24 protein-coding genes and 1 riboswitch are annotated in these 26,055 nt (G+C 44.9%); of the genes, 18 read left to right on the top strand and 6 right to left on the bottom strand.

From position 1 onward, the window contains the following. Positions 1–126 precede the first annotated feature (126 nt). Positions 127–1,023 carry a YvcK family protein gene (locus AC3D28_RS06320; RefSeq protein ID WP_488535910.1) on the bottom strand — a complete coding sequence of 299 codons (897 nt, stop codon included), beginning with the start codon at positions 1,021–1,023 and terminating at the stop codon, positions 127–129. 175 nt (positions 1,024–1,198) lie between these two features. Further along, positions 1,199–1,333: riboswitch (molybdenum cofactor riboswitch) on the top strand. On the opposite strand from AC3D28_RS06320, the gene moaA reads away from it, so the two are divergent. The 12 genes from moaA (at position 1,322) to AC3D28_RS06260 (ending at position 12,816) form a co-directional block, all read left to right on the top strand. Continuing rightward, positions 1,322–2,311, top strand: a complete 990-nt coding sequence (gene moaA / locus AC3D28_RS06315) for a GTP 3',8-cyclase MoaA (protein ID WP_488535909.1) — start codon at positions 1,322–1,324, stop codon at positions 2,309–2,311. (Overlaps the previous riboswitch by 12 nt.) 102 nt (positions 2,312–2,413) lie before the next feature. Beyond that, on the top strand, positions 2,414–2,926 hold the full coding sequence (gene moaB / locus AC3D28_RS06310; protein WP_488535908.1) for a molybdenum cofactor biosynthesis protein B: 513 nt from the start codon (positions 2,414–2,416) through the stop codon (positions 2,924–2,926). A gap of 25 nt (positions 2,927–2,951) precedes the next feature. Continuing rightward, positions 2,952–3,431 carry a cyclic pyranopterin monophosphate synthase MoaC gene (moaC, locus tag AC3D28_RS06305; RefSeq protein ID WP_098415226.1) on the top strand — a complete coding sequence of 160 codons (480 nt, stop codon included), beginning with the start codon at positions 2,952–2,954 and terminating at the stop codon, positions 3,429–3,431. Next, positions 3,428–3,685, top strand: coding sequence for a molybdopterin synthase sulfur carrier subunit (gene moaD / locus AC3D28_RS06300; RefSeq protein ID WP_488535907.1), 258 nt, complete (start codon positions 3,428–3,430; stop codon positions 3,683–3,685). Before moaC ends, moaD begins: the two co-directional genes overlap by 4 nt. Position 3,686: 1 nt before the next feature. Continuing rightward, the gene (moaE, locus tag AC3D28_RS06295; RefSeq protein ID WP_488535906.1) at positions 3,687–4,142 is read left to right on the top strand and encodes a molybdopterin synthase catalytic subunit MoaE; all 456 of its coding nucleotides are present in this window, start codon (positions 3,687–3,689) and stop codon (positions 4,140–4,142) included. 519 nt (positions 4,143–4,661) lie between these two features. Further along, the gene (locus tag AC3D28_RS06290; RefSeq protein ID WP_488535905.1) at positions 4,662–6,338 is read left to right on the top strand and encodes an ABC transporter substrate-binding protein; all 1,677 of its coding nucleotides are present in this window, start codon (positions 4,662–4,664) and stop codon (positions 6,336–6,338) included. 129 nt (positions 6,339–6,467) lie between these two features. Further along, positions 6,468–7,388: an oligopeptide ABC transporter permease OppB gene (gene oppB, locus AC3D28_RS06285; protein WP_098415229.1), complete on the top strand. Its 921-nt coding sequence runs from the start codon at positions 6,468–6,470 to the stop codon at positions 7,386–7,388. Positions 7,389–7,403: 15 nt separating this feature from the next. Then, on the top strand, positions 7,404–8,306 hold the full coding sequence (oppC, locus tag AC3D28_RS06280) for an oligopeptide ABC transporter permease OppC (protein ID WP_098415230.1): 903 nt from the start codon (positions 7,404–7,406) through the stop codon (positions 8,304–8,306). A gap of 27 nt (positions 8,307–8,333) precedes the next feature. Further along, entirely contained in the window at positions 8,334–9,305 is a 972-nt protein-coding gene (gene oppD, locus AC3D28_RS06275) for an oligopeptide ABC transporter ATP-binding protein OppD (RefSeq protein WP_488536065.1), read from the top strand. Beyond that, positions 9,302–10,294, top strand: a complete 993-nt coding sequence (gene oppF / locus AC3D28_RS06270) for a murein tripeptide/oligopeptide ABC transporter ATP binding protein OppF (RefSeq protein ID WP_488535904.1) — start codon at positions 9,302–9,304, stop codon at positions 10,292–10,294. Before oppD ends, oppF begins: the two co-directional genes overlap by 4 nt. Positions 10,295–10,464: 170 nt before the next feature. Next, positions 10,465–11,409 (top strand): glutathione S-transferase family protein, encoded by a 945-nt coding sequence (locus AC3D28_RS06265; RefSeq protein WP_488535903.1) that lies wholly within the window; start codon positions 10,465–10,467, stop codon positions 11,407–11,409. 132 nt (positions 11,410–11,541) lie between these two features. Beyond that, complete coding sequence (locus AC3D28_RS06260; protein ID WP_488535902.1) at positions 11,542–12,816, top strand: MgtC/SapB family protein; 1,275 nt, start codon at positions 11,542–11,544, stop codon at positions 12,814–12,816. Positions 12,817–12,903: 87 nt separating this feature from the next. On the opposite strand, the gene pta is transcribed toward AC3D28_RS06260, so the two are convergent. Both pta and AC3D28_RS06250 read right to left on the bottom strand, forming a co-directional pair. Next, positions 12,904–15,048, bottom strand: a complete 2,145-nt coding sequence (gene pta / locus AC3D28_RS06255; protein WP_488535901.1) for a phosphate acetyltransferase — start codon at positions 15,046–15,048, stop codon at positions 12,904–12,906. A gap of 138 nt (positions 15,049–15,186) precedes the next feature. Continuing rightward, positions 15,187–16,383 carry an acetate kinase gene (locus AC3D28_RS06250; protein WP_098415235.1) on the bottom strand — a complete coding sequence of 399 codons (1,197 nt, stop codon included), beginning with the start codon at positions 16,381–16,383 and terminating at the stop codon, positions 15,187–15,189. Positions 16,384–16,730: 347 nt separating this feature from the next. Between AC3D28_RS06250 and yfbV the strand changes: the two genes are divergently transcribed. The 4 genes from yfbV to AC3D28_RS06230 all read left to right on the top strand — a co-directional run bounded on the left by yfbV (position 16,731) and on the right by AC3D28_RS06230 (position 20,360). Next, positions 16,731–17,183: a terminus macrodomain insulation protein YfbV gene (gene yfbV, locus AC3D28_RS06245; protein ID WP_098415236.1), complete on the top strand. Its 453-nt coding sequence runs from the start codon at positions 16,731–16,733 to the stop codon at positions 17,181–17,183. Positions 17,184–17,497: 314 nt separating this feature from the next. Continuing rightward, positions 17,498–18,463, top strand: a complete 966-nt coding sequence (locus AC3D28_RS06240; protein WP_488536064.1) for an ABC transporter substrate-binding protein — start codon at positions 17,498–17,500, stop codon at positions 18,461–18,463. Between the two features lie 170 nt (positions 18,464–18,633). Beyond that, positions 18,634–19,569, top strand: coding sequence for an ABC transporter permease (locus tag AC3D28_RS06235; protein WP_488535900.1), 936 nt, complete (start codon positions 18,634–18,636; stop codon positions 19,567–19,569). Beyond that, positions 19,566–20,360 (top strand): ABC transporter ATP-binding protein, encoded by a 795-nt coding sequence (locus tag AC3D28_RS06230; RefSeq protein ID WP_488535899.1) that lies wholly within the window; start codon positions 19,566–19,568, stop codon positions 20,358–20,360. The genes AC3D28_RS06235 and AC3D28_RS06230 overlap by 4 nt, the downstream gene beginning before the upstream one ends. A gap of 120 nt (positions 20,361–20,480) precedes the next feature. Here the strand turns inward: AC3D28_RS06230 and dusC are convergent, their stop codons facing one another. Then, positions 20,481–21,440, bottom strand: coding sequence for a tRNA dihydrouridine(16) synthase DusC (dusC, locus tag AC3D28_RS06225; protein WP_488535898.1), 960 nt, complete (start codon positions 21,438–21,440; stop codon positions 20,481–20,483). Positions 21,441–21,598: 158 nt separating this feature from the next. On the opposite strand from dusC, the gene AC3D28_RS06220 reads away from it, so the two are divergent. Next, positions 21,599–22,213, top strand: coding sequence for a YecA family protein (locus AC3D28_RS06220; protein WP_488535897.1), 615 nt, complete (start codon positions 21,599–21,601; stop codon positions 22,211–22,213). Between the two features lie 60 nt (positions 22,214–22,273). Here AC3D28_RS06220 and dsbB read toward each other — a convergent pair whose 3' ends face one another. Together dsbB and nhaB are read right to left on the bottom strand one after the other, a co-directional pair. Next, on the bottom strand, positions 22,274–22,810 hold the full coding sequence (gene dsbB / locus AC3D28_RS06215) for a disulfide bond formation protein DsbB (protein ID WP_488535896.1): 537 nt from the start codon (positions 22,808–22,810) through the stop codon (positions 22,274–22,276). Between the two features lie 81 nt (positions 22,811–22,891). After that, positions 22,892–24,478 carry a Na(+)/H(+) antiporter NhaB gene (gene nhaB, locus AC3D28_RS06210; RefSeq protein ID WP_488535895.1) on the bottom strand — a complete coding sequence of 529 codons (1,587 nt, stop codon included), beginning with the start codon at positions 24,476–24,478 and terminating at the stop codon, positions 22,892–22,894. Positions 24,479–25,117: 639 nt separating this feature from the next. On the opposite strand from nhaB, the gene fadR reads away from it, so the two are divergent. Next, on the top strand, positions 25,118–25,957 hold the full coding sequence (fadR, locus tag AC3D28_RS06205) for a fatty acid metabolism transcriptional regulator FadR (protein ID WP_098415244.1): 840 nt from the start codon (positions 25,118–25,120) through the stop codon (positions 25,955–25,957). Positions 25,958–26,055: the final 98 nt, after the last annotated feature.

The raw sequence follows: 26,055 nt of genomic DNA, 5'->3' as shown, positions 1-26,055 counted from the left end.
TATATCAGTTTATAAGTTTTACTAAATAATCTTCGTTAGAAGCAAATGCTTCACCGACGTGGAAGGGGGCTAAGCTATACGCCACAAATGAGCCGTGTGGCGATTCGTCTTTAAAGCCCGTTACCATTAAAGGGTTGGAAGTAATTGTTTTTCAATTGCAAGTTTTAGCTTGTCTCGATCGTGTCGCCAGTCTCGGTTTGTTGACGCTAATGACTCAGTAACGACATTCCACTGGCTTAATACTTCTTGATCGGCTTCTTCTGCAAGTACCACGTCTATTTTTCTACCTTGGCAAGCTCGTTCACACCATTCTAATTTTTGTGCCATCGTCATACGTCCGGCTGGACCATATTCAGGGCTTAAGTTAGCAACAAAAATTACTTTTGCACTCTCGTTTGCTGCGATGGCTTTACCCAACTCTGGTAACAGTAATGGTGGCATGATGCTGGTCAGGAAGCTTCCCGGACCAAGGATGATCGCGTCCGCTTCAACCAATGCGCTAATCGCTTCTTTGGTAGCTGGCACTTCTGGCGAGAGATCTAAGCGTTGTAAATCGGCGTCCATTTCATCCACGTTGGTCTCACCCGTCACCCATTTACCATCGACGGATAGCGCTGAAAGATCGGAAGGATGTTCGGACATAGGGAGAATATTGACGTCGACTTTCAGCATGTTGCGGATCAGATTAATAGCATCTAAGGGTCTGACCGATAAGTTATCTAACGCTGTAAGCATCAAGTTGCCAAGATTGTGACCGTCTAGTTCCCCAGTCCCTTTGAATCGATACTCAAACATCATTGAACTGATCGACGGTTCTGTGATCAACTGATTGATACAGTTACGAGTGTCACCCCAAGCAATACCACCTTGGCAATGACGAATACGTCCTGTCGAGCCGCCATTATCAGTTGTGGCGACAATACCGGTGGCGTTACCACCAAAATCTCTTAGCGCTGCTAACATTCGCCCTAAGCCATGACCACCACCCACAGCGACCACTTTTTTATCTGTATAGATATTCATTACGTTCTTCTAATAATCTTGTAAAAACGACTACAATTTATATTAATGAGTGTTTGAAAGGTACTCAATAAGCGGTAAATTGTGTCTCTGAAGAGTTTTTTTATTACTCAACTCTGGATTCCAATACAAATATTAAGTATTTTACAGCGTAAAGCTATCAGAGGTTTCATACTTCTGGTTGCCATAACTCCGAGCTCACAATTGCTAAGTCCAAGGATAAGCGTTTTGAGCCAGTGGCATACTGCCACAAGGGCATGATTGGAAATGACCATGCCTCCCGTGTTTGGAAAGGTGTTCCGTGGCGCAACAATTCGAAGATAAATTTCATCGTAAGTTCTATTACTTGCGTCTGTCTGTGACAGATGTGTGTAATTTCAAATGTACCTATTGCCTCCCTGATGGCTACAAGCCGTCGGGCAAAAAAAACTCGTCTTTTTTATCTCTCTCTGAAATTAAACGGGTCGTAAAAGCGTTCGCTGATTGTGGCACGTCAAAAGTGCGCATTACTGGTGGTGAACCTAGCTTACGTAAAGACTTTACCGACATCATCCAATCAGTGGCGACGACGCCGGGCATTCAAAAAGTCGCAACCACGACCAATGGTTACAGAATGGAAAAGCAAGTCGCAGACTGGCGTGAAGCTGGCTTAACACACATCAACGTGAGTGTAGATAGCTTAGACCCGCGTATGTTCCATCAAATCACGGGTGAAAATAAGTTTACTGAAGTGATGAATGGGATCGAGCGCGCGTTTGAAGTCGGTTATGAGCAGGTCAAAGTTAATGTCGTGTTGATGAAAGACCTAAACCATCAGGAGCTGCCTGCATTTCTTAACTGGATAAAAGGTCGTCCTATCCAATTACGTTTTATCGAGTTGATGCAAACAGGAGAGATGGATGACTTATTCAATAAGCATCACGTCTCTGGCGTTGCTATTCGTAATCAGTTAATTGCCAATGGCTGGCTACTTAAAGTTCGCTCGCATAATGACGGCCCTGCACAAGTATTCGTTCATCCAGATTACAAAGGTGAAATCGGTTTGATCATGCCTTATGAGAAGGATTTTTGTGAAAGCTGCAACCGACTGCGTGTTTCTGCAATGGGTAAGTTGCACTTGTGTTTATTTGGCGAGCATGGCGTGGAGCTACGCGATCTGCTTGAGCGTGACAACCAAGAAAGCGAACTGATTGAACGTATCCAAGCGCAGCTGCAAACCAAGTCGGTCAGTCACTTCTTGCATGATGGCAATACGGGTATGACGCCACATCTTGCGTCTATCGGCGGTTAAACGTAGTCAAATGTTATAGAGAAAGCTTAGGAATAGGCTTTCTCTAACTTTTTCCGGAATCGATACTAAGCGTATCAAAGTTAATAGAGAATAGGTGGACAAATGGGTCACGCTGAAAGCAAATTTCAACCTGCAAACATTGCCGTTCTGACGGTATCTGATACACGGACGGAAGAAAATGACACCTCCGGACGTTACCTAGTAGAGCACGCGAAAGAAGCGGGTCATAATGTTGTAGACAAGCAAATCGTGATTGATGACATGTACAAGATTCGTGCGATCGTTTCACAGTGGATTGCGGATGATAATGTGCAAGCGGTCATGATTACAGGTGGTACTGGCTTCACTTCGCGAGATAGCACCCCTGAAGCCCTTAAACCACTGTTTGATAAAGAAGTGGAAGGTTTCGGTGAGTTATTTCGTATGGTGTCATACCAAGAAATTGGAACCTCAACGATTCAGTCGCGTTCGATTGCTGGTTTTGCCAATCATACGGTTATTTTCGCTATGCCAGGCTCGACTGGTGCATGCCGTACAGGGTGGACAAAAATCATCAAGCAGCAGCTGGATGCAAGCCACCGCCCTTGTAACTTCATGCCACACCTCTCTGTATAACCTTTCCTAAAACGAAGGAAAAATAATGACCCAACTTACCCATATCAATGCGTCTGGTGAAGCCAACATGGTCGACGTGTCTGCGAAAACCGAAACCGTTCGTGAAGCGCGCGCAGAAGCATTCGTGCACATGGCGGCAGAAACACTGCAACTGATTGTTTCTGGTCAACACCATAAAGGTGATGTGTTCGCTACTGCTCGTATTGCGGGCATTCAAGCGGCGAAGAAGACATGGGATTTGATCCCGCTTTGTCATCCTCTCTTACTGTCTAAAGTTGAAGTTCAACTAGAAGCGATCGAAGCGGAAAATAAAGTACGTATCGAATCGGTATGTAAGCTTGCAGGGAAAACTGGCGTTGAGATGGAAGCGTTAACAGCGGCTTCTGTGGCTGCATTAACGATTTACGATATGTGTAAAGCGGTTCAAAAAGATATGGTCATTGATCAAGTTCGTCTACTAGAGAAGACGGGTGGTAAATCGGGACACTTCAAGGTGGAATCATGATTAAAGTACTTTTTTTTGCGCAAACTCGTGAGTTGGTTGGAGTGGACGGTCTCGAGTTAGAAGAACAATTCGAGACCGTCGAAGCGATCCGAGCGTATCTTGTTGAAACTGGTTCTGTTAAGCATGGTAAATGGGATTTGGCATTAGAGCCGGGCAAGTTATTGGCGGCGGTCAACCAGTCTATTGTTCCGTTAGAAACGGCAGTGAAAGCCGGTGATGAAGTTGCTTTCTTCCCACCAGTGACCGGAGGTTAAGATGGATCCTCGCGTCTCTGTGCAGGTTGAAGACTTTTCCGTTGATGACGAATACCAACGTTTATCCGAAGGGACGGGCGCTGGTGCCATCGTCACCTTCATTGGTAAAGTACGTGACATGAATTTAGGGGATAATGTCGTTGGTTTACATTTAGAGCATTATCCCGGCATGACCGAAAAGAGTCTGATTGATATTTGTAACCAAGCTGAATCTCGTTGGCCATTACTCGGCATGCGTGTTATTCACCGTGTGGGTGATATGGACAGCGGCGACCAAATTGTATTCGTTGGTGTGTCTAGTGCTCATCGCGGCGCTGCATTTGATGCTTGTGAATTCATTATGGACTACCTAAAAACCAAGGCGCCATTTTGGAAAAAGGAACGGACCACAAGTGAAGATCGCTGGATTGAGTCACGAGCGACGGATCGCCAAGCGGCTCAGCGTTGGGAAAAGTAGAACCAATCATTCGTTTTGACTAAAAAAGCTAAGTGTCAAAAGCACTTAGCTTTTTTGTATCTATCTTCTTAAAGCTTCGGTTTGCACGCCAACATGCTCGTGTTTCCTGTGGGCAATCGAGTTCACTATCCAACAATATATAAACAATTACTTGTCAGGCACTGCTTGTTGTAAACCCTAATTAGTGCGTAATTTTCTAGCAGAACATGCTATTAATAGAGTGAAACTTAGGTTATTCGACACTTTCATCTACTAACTACGAACGCGACTCTTCATTTTTCTGATGAATACTATTTGATTAGAGTTTACTGCTAGATATGTCGGGTTTGCTCAGAATTATTGGTTTTTTTGCTGCATTTTAATGGCAAATTACTTCGATGATTGATAATGTGGGCCGCAATCTTTGTAAGGTTTTAGGCTTTTGTGTTCAGGAAATACACTGAAAACGCTAAAACACTGACCGTTAGAGTCTCTTACAGAGAAGTCATGGATGCTAACAAAAAAATTGGAGTTTTACGCATGTATAAGAATAAAATCACGCGCGCTTTATTTATTGGTGCTGGTCTTTCTTTCGCTCTGGCGGGTTGTGGTGAAAAGCCTGCAGAGAAACAAGCAGCTGAGCCCGCTCCGGCTCCAGTACCTGAAGCGAAATCTGATTCTAAAGAGCCAAAACTGGCCGCTGTCCAAGAGTTGGTGCGTGGTAACGGTACAGAAGTTGCGACAATAGACCCGCATAAATCTCAAGGTGTTCCAGAATCTCACGTGATTCGCGATCTTCTTGAGGGCCTAGTAAACCAAGATGCAGACGGTAACACTGTCCCTGGTGTTGCAGAATCTTGGGAAACAGAAGACAACAAAACGTACACTTTCCACCTACGTAAAGACGCAAAATGGTCCAATGGTGATCCTGTTACGGCCGATGACTTCGTTTACAGTTTCCAACGTGCTATCGACCCTGCAACGGCTTCTCCGTACGCTTGGTATATGGAATATACCAAGATGAAGAATGCTAAAGACATTGTTGCTGGCGATAAAGATAAGAGTGAGTTAGGTGTTAAAGCGGTTGACGACCACACGTTGGTGATTGAGCTTGATACTGCAGTGCCTTATTTTGTAATGATGATGGGCCACACGACAGTGAAGCCGGTTCACCAAGCGACAGTTGAGAAGTTCGGCGATCAATGGACGAAACCAGAGAACTTTGTCGGTAACGGTGCTTATGTGGTCGATAAGTGGGTCGTTAATGAACGTCTAGTATTAAAACGTAACGAGCAATATTGGGACAACGAAGATACCACGATTGATCAAGTGACGTTCTTACCAATTGAAAATCAAGTCGCGGAAATGAATCGTTTCCTAGCCGGCGAAATTGATATCAGTTATGAAGTGCCGATAGAACATTTTAAACGCCTCAAGAAAGAGCAGCCAGAATCACTGTCAGTGGTGGGGAACCTATGTACTTACTACTACATCTTCAATACGAAGAGCGCGCCTTTTGACGATGTTCGGGTTCGGAAAGCGATCTCTTACGCGATCGATCGTGACATCGTAAGTGATGCGATCATGGGCCAAGGGCAAAGACCAGCGTACTTCCTTACACCTGAAATTACAGCGGGCTTTAATCCAGAAATACCAGCATACGGCACAATGACGCAAGAAGAGCGTAATGCTGAAGCCGCTCGTTTATTGGAAGAAGCCGGTTACGGGGCGGATAACCCACTTGAGTTTAATCTTCTATACAACACCTCAGAGAACCACAAAAAAGTGGCGGTTGCTTTAGGGTCGATGTGGAAGCAAACATTGGGTCTAGACGTAACCCTAGAAAACCAAGAATGGAAAACCTACCTATCAACAAAAGACTCAGGCAACTTTGAGGTTGCTCGTGCAGGTTGGTGTGGTGATTACAACGAAGCCTCATCTTTCCTAACGCTGATGATGAGTAATAACACCACGGGTGGTATTCACTATGACAGCAAAGAGTACGATGCGATCATGAACAAAGCTTTTGCTTCAACTTCTGATGCAGAACGTCAAAAGCTTTATCTAGAAGCAGAGAAGTTGATGGCGAAAGATATGCCAATCGCGCCTATCTACCAGTACGTAAAATCACGTCTACTATCCCCAAAAGTTGGCGGCTTCCCAGCGAACAACCCAGAAGAGAAAATTTACTCTAAAGATCTCTACATCACTGAGTAAGTCTTAATTCGGTAAAACTATAAAAAATAAGGTGCTACGTGCGAGAAATTGCATGTGGCACCTATTAAGTCCAAAAAGAATTGGACGACTTTCTTTAATTTAACGGTCACAGACTGAAAGAGTGAGTTTATGTTTAAATTCATCGCAAAAAGGATATTTGAGGCGATCCCAACGATGTTGGTTTTGATCACCGTATCTTTCTTTCTTATGCGCTTTGCGCCGGGAAACCCATTCTCGACAGAGCGTCCATTACCACCCGAAGTCATGGCAAACATCGAAGCTAAATATGGTTTAGATAAGCCAGTATTCGAGCAATACACCACATATTTGACCAATGTTATCCAAGGTGATTTCGGGCCATCATTTAAATATCTTGATTATTCGGTTAACGAACTGATCTCCGTTGCGTTACCAGTATCGGCTAAAGTTGGCTTCATCGCCTTTATCTTTACTCTGATCATGGGCGTTACCGTTGGTACCATTGCTGCGTTAAAACAGAATACCTGGATTGATTACACCATCATGTCGACGGCGATGCTTGGGGTCGTTATGCCATCTTTTGTGTTGGCTCCCGCTCTTATCTATCTATTTTCTTTGCACTGGCATATTTTTCCGGCAGGTGGTTGGCAAGGAGGTAGTTGGCAGTATTTAGTCCTCCCTGTGATTGGCATGTCATTACTTTATGTTGCAACGTTTGCACGTATTACCCGTGGCTCAATGATTGAAACGTTAAACAGTAACTTTATTCGAACAGCCCGTGCTAAAGGTCTGAGCTACCGTTACATTATTATCAAGCATGCGCTGAAACCCGCGCTGCTTCCTGTGGTTTCTTACATGGGGCCTGCTTTTGTTGGCATTATTACAGGTTCAGTGGTCATTGAAACCATTTTTGGTTTGCCAGGCATTGGCAAGCTCTTCGTTAACGCTGCTTTTAACCGTGACTACTCGTTAGTAATGGGGGTGACCATCCTTATTGGTTTCCTATTCATTCTATTCAACGCGATTGTAGATATTCTACTAGCAATGATTGACCCGAAAATTCGCTACTAACAGGGACGTTTGGTTATGTTAACGAAAAAAGAAAACCTAGAAGCGATTGAACAATTCTCTGAAAATTTAGAGATCGAAGGTCGCAGTCTTTGGCAAGATGCTCGTATCCGCTTTATGCGTAATAAAGCGGCGATGGTGAGCTTATGTATTCTGGTTGTAATGACCTTGGCAGTCATTATTCTACCAATGATTGCCCCATACGCCTTTGATGCGACCGACTGGTACGCTATGCATGTGTCGCCAAATGCGGACCACTGGTTTGGTACCGACAGTCTAGGGCGTGATTTATACGTACGTACGTTAATTGGCGGTCGTATCTCCCTAATGGTTGGTGTGATGGGAGCATTTGTCGCGGTTCTTATCGGTACTCTGTACGGCGCGGCTTCCGGCTTCATCGGCGGTAAAGTCGACCGTATCATGATGCGGATTCTGGAAATCCTCTACGCGGTACCGTTCATGTTCCTAGTCATCGTGCTAGTGACCTTCTTCGGTCGTAACATCATACTTATCTTCGTCGCGATTGGTGCAATCGCATGGCTGGACATGGCGCGTATCGTTCGAGGTCAAACGCTGAGTTTACGCAGTAAAGAGTTTATCGAAGCGGCACACGTTTGTGGCGTGAGTAATTGGAAAATTATTACCCGCCATATTGTACCAAACGTGCTGGGGATTGTAGCGGTATACTCAACGTTGCTTATCCCAAGCATGATTTTGACAGAATCATTCTTATCATTCCTTGGTCTTGGTGTTCAAGAGCCAATGACAAGTTGGGGCGCACTCCTACAAGAAGGTGCACAGACAATGGAAGTGGCAATCTGGCAGCTGGCATTCCCTGCGGCATTTATGGTTGTAACCCTGTTCTGCTTCAACTACGTGGGTGACGGCTTGCGCGATGCGCTGGATCCAAAAGACAGGTAATTAAAAGATAAGATTAAGGAAGTAATGATGAGCTTATTAGATGTCAAAGATCTGCGCGTCGAATTCACCACGCAAGATGGTATCGTCACCGCAGTAAACGATTTAAACTTTTCTCTGGAGCAAGGCGAAACCCTCGGTATTGTCGGGGAGTCTGGTTCTGGTAAATCTCAGACCGTATTCGCAATCATGGGGCTGCTGGCAAAAAACGGATTGATTTCTGGTAGTGCGAAATTTGAAGGTAAAGAAATTCTCAACTTACCGGAGAAAGCACTTAATAAAGTGCGCGCAGAACAGATCGCGATGATCTTCCAAGACCCTATGACGTCACTTAACCCTTATATGAAGGTAAGTGATCAGCTAATGGAAGTATTAATGCTTCACAAAGGCATGGGCAAAGCCGCAGCATTTGAAGAGTCTATTCGTATGTTGGAAGCGGTGAAAATTCCAGAAGCTCGTAAGCGTATTACCATGTACCCACACGAGTTTTCAGGAGGTATGCGTCAGCGTGTAATGATTGCGATGGCGTTGCTGTGTCGTCCGAAGTTATTGATTGCTGATGAGCCAACGACCGCATTGGACGTGACGGTTCAGGCACAAATCATGGATCTACTTAATGAACTTAAAGATGAATTTAACACCGCAATCATTATGATCACGCATGACCTTGGGGTTGTGGCCGGCTCATGCAACAAAGTGTTGGTGATGTATGCAGGACGTACAATGGAGTACGGTACGGTTGATGAAATCTTTTACAACCCAAGTCACCCATACGCTGAAGGCCTGTTACAAGCAATTCCTCGCCTTGATACAGAAGGGGAGATTCTACCTACTATCCCAGGCAATCCGCCTAACTTACTTCGTTTACCACCGGGCTGCCCTTATCAGGAACGCTGCCATCGTGTAATGGACCGTTGTAAACAAGAAGCGCCAATTCTGACTTCGTTTGGTGATGGTCGTCAGCGCGCATGTTTTTCACCGTGGGAGACTTGGAAGAAATGAGTGCAGATAAATCATTACTATTAGACGTTAAAGATCTTAAAGTTCACTTTAGTATTGCAGCAAAATCGGCATGGCCTTGGTCGAAACCCTCAAACCTGAAAGCTGTCGATGGTGTCAATGCTCGCCTTTATGAAGGTGAAACTCTCGGTGTAGTGGGGGAGTCCGGTTGTGGTAAGTCGACGTTTGCTCGCGCGATCATCGGTTTGGTCGAAGCCACCGACGGCGAAGTGATGTGGTTGGGCCAAGACCTAACAAAAATGAAAGCCGTTCAGCGCCGTGAAACGCGTAAAGCGATCCAAATGATTTTCCAAGACCCTTTGGCATCTTTGAATCCACGTATGACGGTAGGTGACATCATCGCAGAACCATTAGAGACGTTCTACCCAGAGTTATCGAAACAAGAAGTGAAAGACCGGGTCAAAGAGATGATGGCCAAGGTTGGATTACTACCAAACGTGATCAACCGTTATCCGCACGAGTTTTCTGGTGGTCAGTGTCAACGTATTGGTATCGCACGTGCACTTATCTTAAAACCTAAAATGATCATTTGTGACGAGCCAGTCTCAGCGCTTGACGTGTCAATTCAGGCTCAGGTGATTAACCTGCTGAAAGAAATCCAGAAAGAGCTAGGTCTATCTTTAGTCTTTATTGCGCACGATCTGTCCGTGGTAAAACATATTTCTGACCGTGTACTCGTGATGTACCTCGGCAACGTCGTGGAGCTTGGTGAAGCTGAAGCGCTGTTTTCAGATCCTAAACATCCGTATACACGCGCTTTAATGTCCGCAGTTCCAATCCCTGATCCTAAGTTGGAACGTAAAAAAACCATCCAGATGTTAGAAGGTGATTTACCGTCGCCAATCAGTCCGCCTTCTGGTTGTGTATTCCGCACCCGCTGTCCTCAAGCAACAGAAGAGTGTGCGAAGACGAAGCCGACCATTCAAGGTAACGACGTTCACGCGGTATCTTGTTTACACGTCAGTGTCTAAATACTGTCTATAATGAACGTAAGCGCGCCCACTTGAGGTCGCGCTTTTTTATGTGCATTGTTTACTGCCTAGTACATTCGAATTTCTTGAACATGATGTCCTAACAATGATGATTTTCTCTCCCGTCGTAATTGCTACTATCGAACGAAATAGAATAAGAGGAGAGGATCATGGGGAAATTGGTCGAAGGTGTTTGGCATGACGTCTGGTATGACACAAAATCTAATGGCGGTAAGTTTGTACGTGAAGACGCTGGATTTCGCAACTGGATTAAAAATGATGCCAAAGCGGAATTCAAACCAGAATCAGGTCGTTACCATCTATACGTTTCTCTTGCTTGTCCTTGGGCGCACCGAACGCTCATCTTTCGTAAACTAAAAGATCTAGAAGCGCATATTGATGTAACGGTTGTTTGCCCTGACATGTTAAGTCAAGGTTGGCAAATGGGTCTGCCGGAGCCATTGTTTGGCCATACTCGAATGCACCAGATTTACACGCAAGCGAAACCTGATTATACCGGTCGTGTCACGGTGCCCGTGTTATGGGATAAAAAGACCAACACGATCGTGTCGAATGAATCTTCAGAGATCATCCGCATGTTGAATTCTGAGTTCAATGAGTTAACAGGTCATCATGATGATTATTATCCTGAGCCGATAAGAGATATTATTGAGGAGTGGAATGAGTTCATCTACCCAAATGTCAATAATGGCGTTTATCGTTGTGGGTTTGCGACAAGTCAAGAAGCGTACGAAGAAGCTTTTGATTCATTGTTTACCGCACTAGATAAGATTAATGCTCACCTTGGTACACATCGATATTTAGCGGGCAATAAAATGACGGAAGCGGATTGGCGTTTATTCACGACACTGATTCGTTTTGATGCCGTTTACGTTGGTCATTTTAAATGCAATAAACAGCGCATCGCAGACTACCCAAATCTTCAGGGTTACCTGAAAGAGCTTTATCAAGTAGAGGGTGTTGCGGAAACGACCGATTTCTATCATATCAAGCGTCATTACTATTTCAGTCATACTGGAATTAACCCGACACAGGTCGTTCCTAAAGGCCCAGAGCTGGATTTAGACTCACCGCATGGCCGAGAGTCTCTATAAGATTGACATGCATCGAGAACAGCGTCATTTAATATGGCGCTTTTTTATTCATTCTTTTCCTAACATCACAACTTATTCTCTAGATATACATAAACTGATGATATAACAACCGATCTTTTGCCGAGGTGAGGTATGGATATAAACGAGCTTGTTAGCGGTGACCATCTAATCTGGAATCTATTCATCGCTTTGCTTCTTGGTGCGATAGTAGGCACGCAGCGTGGTTGGGTCATGCGAAATAGCGTAGAGGGTAGTCGTGTTGCTGGTATTCGTACCTATTCCCTAGTTAGTTTACTAGGTGGTCTTGTGGCAATTCTGGCTAACCTATACTCACCACTGTTACTGGGTTTTGCATTGGTTTCATTGGTGATACTGGCTGGTATGGCTTTTGTGATTCAACAAAAAAGGAGCGGTGACGTCAGTATTACTGGCGTTGTTAGTCTGATCGTGACGTTTGTTTTGGGAAGCCTTGCGGTATCGGGAGAGATTGTACTTGCCGCTGCTGCTGCCGTGGTTACCGCTGTGGTTTTGGATAATAAGAAAGAGCTTCACCAAGCGCTGCAAAAGCTGCAAGAGTATGAGCTTGATGCCGCTTTACGTTTATTGCTCATCTCTATTGTTTTATTGCCACTTTTACCCAATCAACCTTATGGGCCTTGGGGGGCGCTCAACCCGTTTGAAATTTGGTGGATGGTCGTTCTGATTGCCAGTGTTTCATTTGTTGGTTACTTCGCGATTAAAATTGGCGGTGCAAAGCGAGGTATCCTATTTACCTCTGTGTTTGCGGGGTTAAGTTCGTCTACTGCGTTAACACTTCAGTTTTCTCATCTTTCTCGCGAGCAAGCGAGTATCAGCCCATTACTTGCGAGTGGGATCCTGCTCAGTTGTGGCACCATGTTCCCACGTTTATTAATTGTACTGTCAGTGATTAATCCACAATTAGTTAAATTGTTGTGGCCAATCGTCATGATGATGATGGCAGCACTTTATTTACCGGCTTGGTGGATTTGGCGCAGGAGTCAAGTTGAGCAAGTTGAGCAATCAAATAAGCAAAGTAATCCTCTCGCTTTTCAGTCTGCACTATTTTTTGGTTTGGTGTTAGCGGTGATCATGTTGCTATCACACGCGTTATCGGATTGGTTTGGTAATACAGGGGTGCTTATTCTCGCGGCTTTGTCTGGTATTACTGACGTTGATGCTATCTCATTGACTTTGGGACGGCAAAGTACTCAAGCCTTAAGCGCTACGACAGCCGCGCTTGGTGTTTTTATAGCGGCTTCGGTAAATACGATTGTGAAAATGGGAATGGTTGTTGCGATAGGGGATAAAAAGCTCTGGCATCGTGTCGCCCCCGTGATGACAGGATGCGTATTCGTCGGTGGGGTCATGTTTTTCACGCTTTACTGATGGCTTCATTAAAATAAAGAGCAAGCACGAAAAAGCCCTCGATTCATCGAGGGCTTTGAATTTTACCAATCAAATTTGAGAGGAGAATTACTTTTGCTCTTGCGTTGCTTGGATTGCGGTTAGAGCGATTGTGTATACGATGTCATCTACTAGTGCGCCACGAGACAAGTCGTTTACAGGCTTGCGCATTCCCTGCAGCATCGGACCGATAGAAACGAGGTCAGCTGAACGTTGTACCGCTTTGTAAGTCGTGTTACCCGTGTTTAAGTCTGGGAATACGAAAACGGTCGCTTTACCCGCGACTGGAGAGTTTGGCGCTTTAGAAGCGGCAACGTTTTCCATGATAGCGGCGTCGTACTGAAGAGGACCGTCGATAATGAGATCCGGACGCTTCTCTTGAGCCAGTTTGGTTGCTTCACGTACTTTATCTACGTCGGCACCCTTACCTGATTCACCAGTAGAGTATGAGATCATCGCCACGCGTGGTTCGATACCAAATGCAGCCGCAGAATCCGCAGATTGGATAGCGATCTCAGCAAGCTGTTCTGCGGTTGGATCTGGGTTGATTGCACAGTCACCGTAAACCAGTACTTGATCAGGCAGAAGCATGAAGAACACTGAAGATACGATAGAGGCGTTCGGTGCCGTTTTGATGATTTGGAACGGAGGAACGATAGTATTTGCCGTAGTATGAACCGCGCCAGAAACTAGGCCGTCAACTTCGTCGTTCTCAAGCATCATTGTGCCTAGGAATACGGAATCTTTTAGCTTCTCACGAGCCACAACTTCAGTCATGCCTTTCGCGCCGCGTAGCTCAACTAGACGAGCGACGTAGTTTTCACGTACTGCATCAGCATCGATGATGGTTACACCAGTACCTAACTCAACACCTTGTTGTGCCGCCACGCGACGGATTTCAGCTGGGTTACCAAGAAGCACACAGTCTGCAATGCCACGTTCAGCACAGATAGCCGCTGCTTTGACTGTACGTGGTTCGTCACCTTCAGGAAGAACGATGCGCTTGCCTGCTTTACGAGCCAGTTCAGTTAGCTGGTAACGGAACGCTGGTGGGCTTAGACGACGAGACTTCTGAGTCCCTTCCGTCATTGATTCGATCCAGTTACCGTCAATGTGACCCGCAACGTGCTCGTTGATGAACTCGATACGCTCTTTATCATCTGAAGGTACTTCAATGCTGAAGCTCTGTAAATTGAGAGAAGTCTGCCAAGTGTTACCTTGTGCTTTGAAGATTGGTAGACCAGTGTCGAACGCTGGCTTACATAGACCTTCAATTTCGTGTGGGATGTCGTAACCGCCAGTTAGCAGTACTGCACCGATATCCACACCGTTCATTGCCGCAAGAGAAGCTGCAACGATGACATCTGGACGGTCTGCAGAAGTCACAAGTAGAGAGCCTGGTTTGAAGTGCTCAATCATGTTTGGTAGAGAACGTGCACAGAATGTGATGCTCTTGATACGACGAGTATTGATGTCACCTTCGTTGATGATATCGGCGTTCAGGTGCTTAGCCATGTCGATTGCACGAGTTGCAATCAGATCGATGCTCCAAGGCACACAACCTAGTACACGAATTGGAGAAGTGTTGAAGATTTCCATCACTTTCAATTCGTTTTGTTTCGCGCTGTCTGCATCGTCAAAGATTTCAGATAGATCAGGGCGAGTACGGCCAGCGTCATCAACCGGTGCGTTTAGCTTGTTGATGATAACGCCAGAGATGTTTTTGTTCTTAGTGCCGCCGAAGTTAGAGCATGCCACTTCGATACGCTCTTTTAGTTGCGCAGGGTTATCAGTACCTGGAGTCGCAACCAGCACGATTTCTGCGCCAAGTGTTGCCGCGATTTCCGCGTTTACTTGGTTTGCAAATGGGTGCTTACGAGTCGGGACAAGACCCTCGATTAGCGTAACGTCTGCGTCTTTGTTGATTTGGTTGTAACGTTCAACAACGGTTTCTAGCAGCTCGTCCATGTTGTCGTTACCGATTAGGCTTTCAGCAACAGACATCGCCATTGGTTCACCGATCTGCATATCGCTGTTGTGACTAACGATAGTTGAAGTCAGATCTGGCTGATCACCACCGCTGCGTGGCTGACAGATTGGCTTGTAGAAAGAAACTTTAACGCCTTTACGCTCCATAGCGCGAAGAACACCCATACTAACGCTTGTTAGGCCAACGCCTGCGCTAGTAGGGATAAGCATAATAGTACGAGACATTCGTAGAGTACCTTTAGCTATTTGGGGGATAAAAGCTCAACTCTTATTCCATGACGCTCGGAAGAATAGGGGTTGAGCCCCTAAGAAATTCGTTTGAATGAAACACTGGCTAGCTAAGTGGCTAGCCAGATAGTTCAATTAAAGACCTGCTAGGCTCGCAGTGTCTTCCGCAATCACTAGCTCTTCGTTAGTCGAGATAACCATGGCAGGGATGCGGCTGTTGTCAGTTGTGATAACGCCTTCACCGCCAAAGCGAGCTTTCAGGTTCGCTTCGCTATCAACTTCGATGCCGAAGATACCTAAACGGTTTAGAACCATTTCACGGATAGGGCCAGAGTTTTCGCCAATACCACCAGTGAAAGTGATGGCGTCTAGACGGCCGTCCATAGACGCTGTGTAGCCTGCTACGTATTTAGCTAGACGGTGGCAGAACACGTCCATTGCGCGCGTTGCTTCTTCTTTCTCACCGTAGTTGTCTTCAACGAAACGGCAGTCAGACGTTACTTCAGTTAGTCCTTGAAGACCAGACTCTTTCGTTAGCATCGTGTTGATTTGGTCAACAGAATAACCTAGAGCGTCATGCAAGTGGAAGATGATTGCAGGGTCGATGTCACCACAACGAGTCCCCATCACTAGACCTTCAAGAGGAGTAAGACCCATCGAAGTGTCGACAGATTTACCGTTCTTGATTGCACATACAGACGCGCCATTACCTAGGTGACAGTTGATGATGTTCACTTCTTCAACAGGCTTGTTTAGTAGGCCTGCTACTTCACGAGTGATGAACAGGTGAGAAGTGCCGTGCATGCCGTAACGACGGATGCCGTGCTCTTTGTATAGGTTGTATGGAAGAGCATATAGGTAAGACTCTTCAGGCATAGTTTGGTGGAATGCAGTGTCAAATACAGCCACGTTTTGAAGCTCTGGGAAGTTTTTCTTAGCCGCTTCGATACCAATGATGTGAGCTGGGTTGTGAAGAGGTGCAAATGTTGCAGCGTCTTGAATACCTTTTAGAACTTCATCAGTAATAAGAGCCGATTGAGTGAACTGCTCGCCACCATGAACAATACGGTGACCGATTGCGCCTAGGTTAGCTTTAAGCTCTGGCTTAGAAGCAAGAATAGTTTCGACCATAAACGCAAGTGCTTCTTCGTGAGCAGCACCATCACCTAGTTGAGCTTCGTGCTTGCCATCAAGTTTCCACTTAATGCGAGCTTCAGGAAGGTGGAGGCACTCAGCAAGACCTGATAAGTGCTCGTCGCCGCTCTCGGCATCAACAACGGCAAATTTAAGAGAAGAACTACCACAGTTTAAAACTAAAACTAGCTTAGACATGTATGACTACCTGTTATTCGTCTGATAAAAAATCAGTTAAAGAATGAAAAATTATTCACAAGAATAGCCGATACCCACAAGGCTGCGTACTAATCTTGGTCAAAAATTGTTCTAATTCCGTATAAAGAAAAATAGTGATGAACCCATCCATCACTATGTGCGATCCGTGCAGATAGATATCTCGGAGTTGCGTAAATTGTAAATAACAGCAACAATGAGATTGAGGGTTCGCAAAGGATAGCGATAATAGGCAATGATAACAAAAAAAATTTGAAAGAATATTAACTTTCATCAATTTTTTGTACCTTCAGTTGATATGTTCAACTATTTTTTAGTGAGAGAGTGGTATGAGTAATAAAGTCGGATTGATCCATAGCCTGAAAGATGGTCAGAGTTACATGGAGATCTGGCCAGTTCGTAAAGAGCTAGGTGCCATTTTTCCAGAACAGCGCATTATCAAAGCCACCCGTTTTGGTATAAAAGTGATGCCAGCGGTTGCTGCTATCAGTGTGCTCACTCAAATGGCGTTTAACAACGACAATGCATTGCCTCAATCTATTATCGTTGCGTTATTCGCTATTAGCTTACCGATTCAAGGCATTTGGTGGTTGGGTGCTCGCGCTAATACTAAACTACCGCCGCCTCTGGCTTCTTGGTACCGAGAGCTACACCAAAAAATAGTCGAAACTGGTTTTGCATTAGAGCCCGTGAAGTCAAGACCACGTTACAAAGAACTGGCGCTTATCTTAAATCGTGCGTTTCGTCAGTTAGATAAGTCGTCTTTGGAACGATGGTTGTAAGTACTAGGTACACTAGCTTAGAAAATGGAGTGCGCAATTGCCACTCCATTTTTATATCTATATTTCTCTCGTTTAATTAATCACTTCCTTTCCATTCTCTTTGATAATACAGCCTCACGATCACAAATGTTGTTTTAGTGTTAAATCTTTCTTTTCTTTACTAAGACTTAGTAGTAATAATAAACACAAGATGCGCAATAAGTGCACAAATAAGTACAAACACAACATTACCGCCTTCTCATACTTGAACTCAGGAGCACGCACTAACCGTGAATGCTCGTGAAACAAGGACGAAGTCACATCAAGGAGTTATGATGAAAACGAACCGTTTAATAGCCACTGCCGTTCTATCTGCTAGCGCTATATTCTTTTGTCCGAATGTGTTGGCAAAAACTGCCACCGTTGCGGTCTCACAAATTGTTGAACACCCTGCATTAGATGCTACCCGTCAGGGGCTGATCGATGGGTTAAAAGCGAAAGGGTACGAAGAGGGCAAGAACTTAGAGTTTGATTATAAGACCGCTCAGGGGAATCCTGCCATTGCGGTGCAAATCGCTCGTCAGTATGTGGGAGAAAATCCAGATGTATTGGTTGGTATCGCGACACCGTCTGCACAAGCATTGGTGTCTGCAACCCGTTCTATCCCAGTCGTGTTTACCGCGGTGACTGATCCTGTCGGTGCGAAACTGGTGAAGACAATGACGCAGCCAGGTAAAAACGTAACAGGTTTGTCTGATCTATCACCTGTCACTCAGCATGTCGAACTTATTCAAGAAATCCTTCCTCAAGTGAAAAGCATCGGTGTGGTTTTCAACCCTGGGGAAGCTAACGCAGTCACGCTAGTCGAGTTACTCAAAGAAAGTGCCAAAGAAAAAGGGATTGAAGTTGTTGAGGCGACGGCATTAAAAAGTGCCGATGTACAATCGGCGACTCAGGCAATTGCAGCGAAATCAGACATCCTCTACGCACCGACCGACAACACGGTAGCGAGTGCGATTGAAGGAATGATTGTTGCGGCTAATCAAGCTAAGAAACCAGTGTTTGGCGGCGCAACATCGTATGTTGAAAAAGGTGCCATCGCAGGACTTGGTTTTGATTATTATCAAGTGGGTGTCCAAACCGCAGATTATGTGGCGGCTATCCTTGATGGGCAAGAGCCAGGCAAGCTGGACGTGAAAGTGGCCACTGGTTCAGACATTGTGGTCAATGAAGCTGCAGCGTCTAAGCTAGGTATTCAATTACCCTCCTCAGTCGTTCAACGTGCGACCAACATTCAATAGCCAACACTTTTCCGGGGCATTTTCATTAACATTAAAGATGATTTGCCCCAAATTTACTATCAACTTAGTTAAGTCCGTAGAACGCTCTGCGATTGGATTGGATGATATAAGTTAGAAGTCTTAAGTTCAGGTGAACATAGATTGACCTGAGCATGCAGAAAGGAGCGGTTATGTCTGCATTTGCTTTTTTTGGTGCACTCGAGATCGGCCTGATTTACGGTCTCGTTGCTTTGGGTGTTTATCTCACTTTTCGAGTCCTTGATTTTCCGGACCTGAGTGTCGATGGCAGTTTCCCGATGGGCGCTGCGGTTGCGGCTACTGCCATTGTGGCTGGCATCAATCCTTGGGTTGCAACGGCGATGGCGATGGTCGCCGGGAGTATGACAGGTTGGGTAACGGCATTTCTTGCTGTCCGTTGCGGGATCTTACACCTGTTAGCTTCAATACTTACCATGATCGCTGCATTTTCGATCAATATTCGTATTATGGGGAAACCTAATATGGCGTTGTTAGGGGAAGAGACAATCCTTACGCCGTTTGAAACGATGGGTGACCCAATGTTTGTTCGCCTTATCGTGGTCGGGGTATTAGTACTTTTCTCTGCTTTCTTTGTCGTCCGTTTACTTAATAGTGACTTTGGTCTTGGCCTTCGTGCTACAGGTGTAAATGCGCGCATGGTCTCAGCGCAAGGGGCGAGCACAGGATTTTATACTTACTTTGGACTGGCATTATCTAACGGATTTGTTGGCTTTGCAGGGGCTTTGTTTGCGCAAACTAACAGTTTTGCTGATGTTACTTCTGGTGTCGGTACTATTGTCGTTGGTTTGGCGGCGGTTATTTTGGGTCAAACCTTGTTACCTGGCCGTAAAATTTGGGTCGCGGTTATTGCTGTGATTGTTGGCTCGGTGCTCTACCGCCTTGCAGTCGCTTTTGCACTGAGTTCTGGCATGTTTGGCTTACAAGCGTCAGACCTCAATCTTGTGACTGCCGTATTGGTTGCTGTTGCGCTGATTGCGCCGAAATTAAAACACAGTATGAGAGCGAAACAGCGCGTGGTGAACGCCAAGCAAGCGGCATCTAAAAAAGGATCTGGGGAGGTATTATGATCGAACTCAACGATATTCAAGTCACATTCAACCCAGGTACGATTTTAGAAAACCGAGCACTTAAAGGGGTTTCACTACAAGTGCCAGAGCATGAGTTCTTGACTGTGATTGGTTCGAATGGTGCAGGCAAGTCAACCTTGTTGGGGGCCGTGACAGGAGAAACCCCAATGATCGGCGGCCAAGTGGTCATTGATGGTAAAGAAGTGACTCGACAAACCGTGGCGCAGCGGGCCACGCAATGCGCGCGAGTTTTTCAGGATCCTCTGGCGGGAACGTGTGGCGAGTTAACCATTGAAGAAAACATGGCGCTTGCGTATATGCGTGGTAAAACACGTGGCTGGGGCCTAGCACTTTCGAGTAAGCGTCGTCGGTTATTTCAAGAGCGGATCAGCATTCTCGGATTAGGTCTGGAAGATAGGCTAAGCGACAGTATCGGATTGTTATCTGGTGGACAAAGGCAAGCCGTCAGCCTAGTCATGGCGACGTTATCAGAAAGTAAGTTGTTACTGCTTGATGAGCATACCGCAGCGCTTGATCCACGAATGGCGGCGTTTGTCATCGACTTAACTAAGCGTATCGTCGGTGAGTTTGATTTAACCGTTATGATGGTGACACATTCAATGAAAGACGCACTTGCTTGTGGAGACAGGACCGTAATGCTTCACCAAGGTGAAATTGTTTTGGATGTAGCAGGGGAGCAAAGAGCCAAGATGCAAGTTCCTGATTTGTTGGATATGTTCTCGAAGGTGAGAGGAGAAGAGCTGGCAGATGATAGTTTGTTATTAAGTTAATACGGCGCTGAAAGCCAGACTCCATCTAGTTTGAAGCTCACGTAACTATCAAACATGATCCTCCTTGAGAACGTTGGCAAATTCACCAACGCGCAAGGAGGATGTTCAGTCTCTTTTTGTTCATGCAATATGAGATCGTAATTCATCACGATAGCGTTGAATATGCTCAACGATCGGTGTGGCTTTATTGAACGTGCGGATTTCGCGGAATAAATCCTTTGCTTCTGGATACGCTTGGCGCAGGTACGAAAACCACTGCTTAACGCGGTTTGGATAATACAGGCCTTTGTCACCTTTCATCTCAAATTGAGAATAGTAAATCAGCAATTCGACAACCTCTGACCAAGGCATTGGTTGGTGGTTGTGCTTCACCATGTTACCTAAGTTAGGAATGTTGAATGCCCCGCGACAAACCATCAAGGAATCAGCACCGGTTGTTTCAATACAACGTTGGCCATCAACGTAATTCCAAATCTCACCATTAGCGATTAACGGAATGGAAAAACGCTGACGAATGTGGTTGATGTAATCCCATTTAATCTCCGACGCTTTATAGCCACCTTGCTTGGTACGCGCATGAACCGTTAATTCATTTGCTCCCGCTGATTGAATCGCGTCGACAATTTCAAAGCAATCTTCCGGATTTTCCCAACCTAAACGAATCTTAGCCGTCACCGGAATATCATCAGGGACCGCATCTCTGCACGCTTTGACTACTTGATGAATCAGCTCTGGATGTTGCAGCAGCGCAGCGCCACCTTTGCTTTTATTGACCATTTTGGCTGGACAGCCGAAGTTTATATCAATGCCTCTGGCGCCTAAATTGGCAGCTTTAATGGCGTTTTCTGCCATCCAGTTGGGCTCTTGTCCCAACAATTGAACATGTACAGGCACACCGGATAGAGTTTGAGAGCCTTGCAATAACTCTGGGCATAAACGGTGAAACACGTGGTCTGGTAATAATTGGTCGATCACTCGCACAAATTCCGTTACACACAGATCATAGTCGTTTATTTCGGTCAGGATTTGGCGCATCAAATGATCTAGAACGCCTTCCATTGGGCCTAATACAACTCGCATAGCTTGCCTAATACAGTTTGGTGGTCAAAAGGAGGGCGATTGTAGCGATGTAAGCTAAGTTTGTCATTAAAAGACTCGATTGTTAAACCTTCCACCATCTGGCATCTTCTTAATGCTGGGGTATAATGCCGCCAAATATATGGGGAACCCAAAACGTCATGCAATACACACTAATTGAGAAAGGTGAAGTTCAGTTCGATGAATCTCCCTTATTTATTGAAGGCGCGGTTTTAGCCGCTAACTTGACCACTAAGCCCATGGCTCCTGAAGCGTGGTTAGAGCCACTACTAGGAGAGCGCTTCAAAGCCATTCAACCAGTGGTTGAAGCGCAAATCCATACACAACACAACCGAATTCAACGCAATGAATATTCACTATTAGAGTTGACTGGGAAAGAGCCAGAGCAACTCGCGGATTTTGCGGAAGGATTTATGTCGGTTTGGCCGATGATTGAAGGGCAATGGCAGGATGCTGAGCTTAATGATGGCTTGCAACGCATGTTACAGGCGCTACTCACAACGTTGATGTTAGCCATCGATGAAGCCTCTACTCAACAACAGATGCGTGATGCGGGCATAGAAATCCCACCGTCGCTTAATGATCTAGTCGACCAATTGGATTTAATGGTCAGTGAAGTCGCTTTGGGAGCGGATGAGTTAATGGTCGGTAACAAGGCTCAAAGCTTAAATCCATTCAAAGGCATTGGCCGTAATGAAGCTTGCCCATGTGAGAGCGGTAAAAAGTTCAAGCATTGCTGTGGCAAGTCACACTGATAAATATTTATCTCATCCCCCCCTAATTTAAAAGCCGACCGAGTGGTCGGCTTTTTTCAATTAACGAATTGGGTTCTTGCGTTTTGCAGGGAAGAATTGAGCAATAACGATTAACGCTAAAGCGATGAGATTACCTGCAAAAATGACGACTAACCATTGTGGCATCGACAAATCAAAGAACTGCCATACTACTTTTGAGCAGTCACCATAAGCTTCAAACATCCAAGGAACCCATTGATTGAGTGGTGCCCAACTAGGAAAAACCACAAACAGGTCGCAGGTAGCAAAAGGCGACGGATTAAATTGGTAATCAACGTGCTGCTGAGCAAGAAGCAACCCTTTATAAGCGCTGAGTCCCCAAACAACTAAGCCTAACCAACGGAAAAGAGGATTAGTTGGTGCGACCAGTCCAATGATTGCGGCCACGCCAATTCCGAGCATGGCGATACGCTCGTAGATACACATCACACATGGTGCCAGCATCATTACATGTTGGAAATAAAGTGCACACGCTTCAAAGATAATAATGAATAGAAGTAGCAGTAGCCACGATAAGCGTCCCTTCGAAAACTGGTTAAGTGAATTTAAAGTAGTCACGGTTTCGTTCCTGTCTGAATAGAAAAAGCGCTGAATACTCAGAGCTTTTTATCGTGTATAAGTTTCCTAATCAACTCAATTTTAGTGGCCGACTGACGCTCCGGGAGTCAGATCACCACTGTGAGGTAGAATCCAGCCTGCATCATAGAATGAAGCTGTTGCTGGCTCTAGGAAGAACATAATGCCCATCAAGCCAACAATCGCAAGCACGATGGTGTAAGGCAATGCCATGATGACCATTCGGCCGTAAGAGAGTCGAATCAATGGAGCTAAAGCCGATGTCAGTAGGAACAAGAAGGCGGCTTGACCATTTGGAGTGGCAACTGAAGGTAGGTTTGTACCTGTATTGATTGCGACGGCCAGCAAGTCGAACTGTTCGCGTGTGATTACGCCTTCAATCAGCGCGGTTTTCACTTCATTGATGTAAACAGTACCGACAAAAACGTTGTCGGAAATCATCGATAACAAGCCGTTAGCGATATAGAAAAGAGCAAGCTGAGTCCCCTTATCTTCAACGGCCAGTACCGCATCGATAACAGGCTTGAATAACTCTTGGTCAATGATGACGGCGACAACCGAGAAGAAAACAGCGAGCAGTGCTGTGAAAGGCAGGGCTTCTTCAAACGCTTTCCCCATTGAATGCTCTTCAATTACGCCAGTAAAGGAAGTGGCCAGGATGATCACCGAAAGACCAATTAAGCCAACGGCAGCTAAATGTAAGGCTAAAGCAGCAATTAACCATACTGCGATAAGGCCCTGAACCCATAGCTTAGCAACATCTTGATTCGTACGTGTTTTACGCTCTTCACGGTCAAAGTCGACCAGAATTTTACGAACGTTATTAGGCAGTCTTGCACCGTAACCAAAGACCTTAAGTTTTTCGACCAGCGCACAAGTGATTAGGCCACAGAAAAAGACGGGTAGAGCGACCGGAGACATACGGATTAAAAACTCACCAAATAACCAGCCCGCTTGGTCTGCGATAATCAAGTTTTGCGGCTCACCAACCATGGTTGTTACGCCACCTAGTGCCGTACCCACACCAGCATGCATTAGTAACGAGCGTAAGAAAGCTCGGTAGTATTCTAAATCGTCTCGTGTTAGCTCTGTGATAGTGTCATCTTGAGTATGGTCGTGGTCACCAATTGGGTTACCTGAAGCGACTTTATGGTATATCGAGTAAAAACCAATAGCCACACTGATAACGACCGCGATCACGGTTAACGCATCTAAGAAAGCCGATAAAAACGCTGCAGCAAAACAGAATGCTAGTGATAACAAGGTTTTAGAGCGAATGCCAAGCAGGATCTTGGTAAAGATAAACAGCAAAAGCTGTTTCATAAAATAAATCCCCGCCACCATGAACACCAAAAGTAATAATACTTCGATATTGGCTACTAATTCATGTTTAACCTGTGCAGGACTGGTCATGCCAATAGCAATGGCTTCAATAGCAAGTAAACCACCCGGTTGTAATGGGTAGCATTTTAACGCCATAGCAAGTGTGAAAATAAATTCAGCGACCAGCAACCACCCAGCAATAAATGGGTCAATTAGGAAGAAAACAATTGGGTTAATTATTAAGAAGGCAATAATGGCAACTTTGTACCAATCAGGTGCTTTACCAAGGAAATTCTTGATGAAAGCATTTCCGAGCGATATCGGCATGATAATTCTCTTTATAACAAAATTATGATTAGACACTACAATAGTGCTTAAGTATCTGTTTATTAGACTTATTGGTTAGTCTTTTAAAACAATAACTTAGTAAAACAACAATCCTTTGCCTATTGTAGTCTTGCCAAGTTACTTCCCCTGAACTTAAGCACCGCTCATTTTCGACCGCAGACTCTACACTCAAGCATTCATTAGTCAATAACAATACGTGATGTTATTGACTAAGAGTACTTTTTAAATGTAATAACGCGATCAAAACGGTGTAACTATATCATGAAAGGTTTAAAAAAATCCTCTTGGATTGTAAATGACACTCAGTGATGAGAAAAGGTAAATTAAGAAAGAATATTAACCGTCAATTACAAATTAACTTTTCATATTTTGAATATAAAATTGTGACGCAGTAGTCTTTATTTCGCCTCAACTTGTGGGCTGTTTCATTCGCATAAAATGTGGATTTTATCGGTTTGGACTCAACGAAAAAGCACTCTAATTTATTGTGGAGTTTAGAGTGATAACTCTATGCTGAAGGGTCGTTTCAATTATTGATCGTAAGTTTTCTCAAATCGTTAACTAGTGGTATGATGAGTAATATCGATCCTCATAAATCAAGATTGGATAAAAAGTAGAATGGTCATAAAGGCGAAAAGCCCTGCGGGATTCGCAGAAAAATATATTATCGAGAGCATTTGGAACGGCCGTTTTCCTCCGGGCTCAATTTTACCTGCTGAGCGCGAGCTGTCCGAACTGATAGGTGTAACTCGAACGACTTTACGAGAGGTTCTGCAACGATTAGCACGTGATGGATGGTTAACTATCCAACACGGGAAACCGACGAAAGTTAACCAGTTTATGGAGACTTCAGGCCTGCATATCTTAGATACTTTGATGACATTGGACGTAGATAACGCCACAAATATTGTTGAAGATTTGCTTGCGGCACGTACTAATATCAGTCCTATCTTTATGCGTTATGCATTTAAAGTAAATAAGGAAAGTTCTGAGCGCACCATCAAAAATGTAATCGAGTCTTGTGAAGCTTTGATGAATGCCAGCTCTTGGGATGAATTTATCGCTTCTTCCCCTTATGCCGACAAAGTTGTGCAGAGTGTGAAAGAAGATAACGAAAAAGACGAAACGAAGCGTCAAGAAATTTTGATTGCTAAAACGTTCAACTTTTACGACTACATGTTGTTCCAGCGTCTTGCATTCCATTCTGGTAACCAAATTTATGGGTTGATCTTTAATGGATTGAAAAAGCTGTATGATCGCGTCGGTAGCTACTACTTCTCAAATCCGGCTTCTCGTGAACTAGCCCTGAACTTTTACCGTCAGCTACTAGAAACTTGTGAAAATGGTCAACGTGAACAGCTACCTATTGTGATTCGTCATTATGGTATTGAAAGTGCGCAGATCTGGAACGAGATGAAAAAACAGTTGCCGACTAATTTCACCGAAGATGATAGCTAAGCGCTAAGAAGCGCACGATACTTAAAAATCGCAGGCGATAAACCTGCGGTTTTTTTATTAAGTAGAGTTTATGTGTAAATGCCTCACTGAACGACTTC

It is taken from the genome of Vibrio sp. TAP-3B (assembly GCF_057784735.1).
Note: the sequence above shows the minus strand (reverse complement) of the source record. Positions and strands in the feature narration are given on the sequence as shown.

Excerpts from the sequence above, each read along its gene's own strand:
- AC3D28_RS06320 (WP_488535910.1), bottom strand. The coding sequence starts at position 1,023 with ATGAATATCTATACAGATAAAAAAGTGGTCGCTGTGGGTGGTGGTCAT.
- moaB (WP_488535908.1), top strand. The coding sequence starts at position 2,414 with ATGGGTCACGCTGAAAGCAAATTTCAACCTGCAAACATTGCCGTTCTG.
- moaC (WP_098415226.1), top strand. The coding sequence starts at position 2,952 with ATGACCCAACTTACCCATATCAATGCGTCTGGTGAAGCCAACATGGTC.
- moaD (WP_488535907.1), top strand. The coding sequence starts at position 3,428 with ATGATTAAAGTACTTTTTTTTGCGCAAACTCGTGAGTTGGTTGGAGTG.
- moaE (WP_488535906.1), top strand. The coding sequence starts at position 3,687 with ATGGATCCTCGCGTCTCTGTGCAGGTTGAAGACTTTTCCGTTGATGAC.
- AC3D28_RS06290 (WP_488535905.1), top strand. The coding sequence starts at position 4,662 with ATGTATAAGAATAAAATCACGCGCGCTTTATTTATTGGTGCTGGTCTT.
- oppB (WP_098415229.1), top strand. The coding sequence starts at position 6,468 with ATGTTTAAATTCATCGCAAAAAGGATATTTGAGGCGATCCCAACGATG.
- oppC (WP_098415230.1), top strand. The coding sequence starts at position 7,404 with ATGTTAACGAAAAAAGAAAACCTAGAAGCGATTGAACAATTCTCTGAA.
- oppD (WP_488536065.1), top strand. The coding sequence starts at position 8,334 with ATGAGCTTATTAGATGTCAAAGATCTGCGCGTCGAATTCACCACGCAA.
- oppF (WP_488535904.1), top strand. The coding sequence starts at position 9,302 with ATGAGTGCAGATAAATCATTACTATTAGACGTTAAAGATCTTAAAGTT.
- AC3D28_RS06265 (WP_488535903.1), top strand. The coding sequence starts at position 10,465 with ATGGGGAAATTGGTCGAAGGTGTTTGGCATGACGTCTGGTATGACACA.
- AC3D28_RS06260 (WP_488535902.1), top strand. The coding sequence starts at position 11,542 with ATGGATATAAACGAGCTTGTTAGCGGTGACCATCTAATCTGGAATCTA.
- pta (WP_488535901.1), bottom strand. The coding sequence starts at position 15,048 with ATGTCTCGTACTATTATGCTTATCCCTACTAGCGCAGGCGTTGGCCTA.
- AC3D28_RS06250 (WP_098415235.1), bottom strand. The coding sequence starts at position 16,383 with ATGTCTAAGCTAGTTTTAGTTTTAAACTGTGGTAGTTCTTCTCTTAAA.
- yfbV (WP_098415236.1), top strand. The coding sequence starts at position 16,731 with ATGAGTAATAAAGTCGGATTGATCCATAGCCTGAAAGATGGTCAGAGT.
- AC3D28_RS06240 (WP_488536064.1), top strand. The coding sequence starts at position 17,498 with ATGAAAACGAACCGTTTAATAGCCACTGCCGTTCTATCTGCTAGCGCT.
- AC3D28_RS06235 (WP_488535900.1), top strand. The coding sequence starts at position 18,634 with ATGTCTGCATTTGCTTTTTTTGGTGCACTCGAGATCGGCCTGATTTAC.
- AC3D28_RS06230 (WP_488535899.1), top strand. The coding sequence starts at position 19,566 with ATGATCGAACTCAACGATATTCAAGTCACATTCAACCCAGGTACGATT.
- dusC (WP_488535898.1), bottom strand. The coding sequence starts at position 21,440 with ATGCGAGTTGTATTAGGCCCAATGGAAGGCGTTCTAGATCATTTGATG.
- AC3D28_RS06220 (WP_488535897.1), top strand. The coding sequence starts at position 21,599 with ATGCAATACACACTAATTGAGAAAGGTGAAGTTCAGTTCGATGAATCT.
- nhaB (WP_488535895.1), bottom strand. The coding sequence starts at position 24,478 with ATGCCGATATCGCTCGGAAATGCTTTCATCAAGAATTTCCTTGGTAAA.
- fadR (WP_098415244.1), top strand. The coding sequence starts at position 25,118 with ATGGTCATAAAGGCGAAAAGCCCTGCGGGATTCGCAGAAAAATATATT.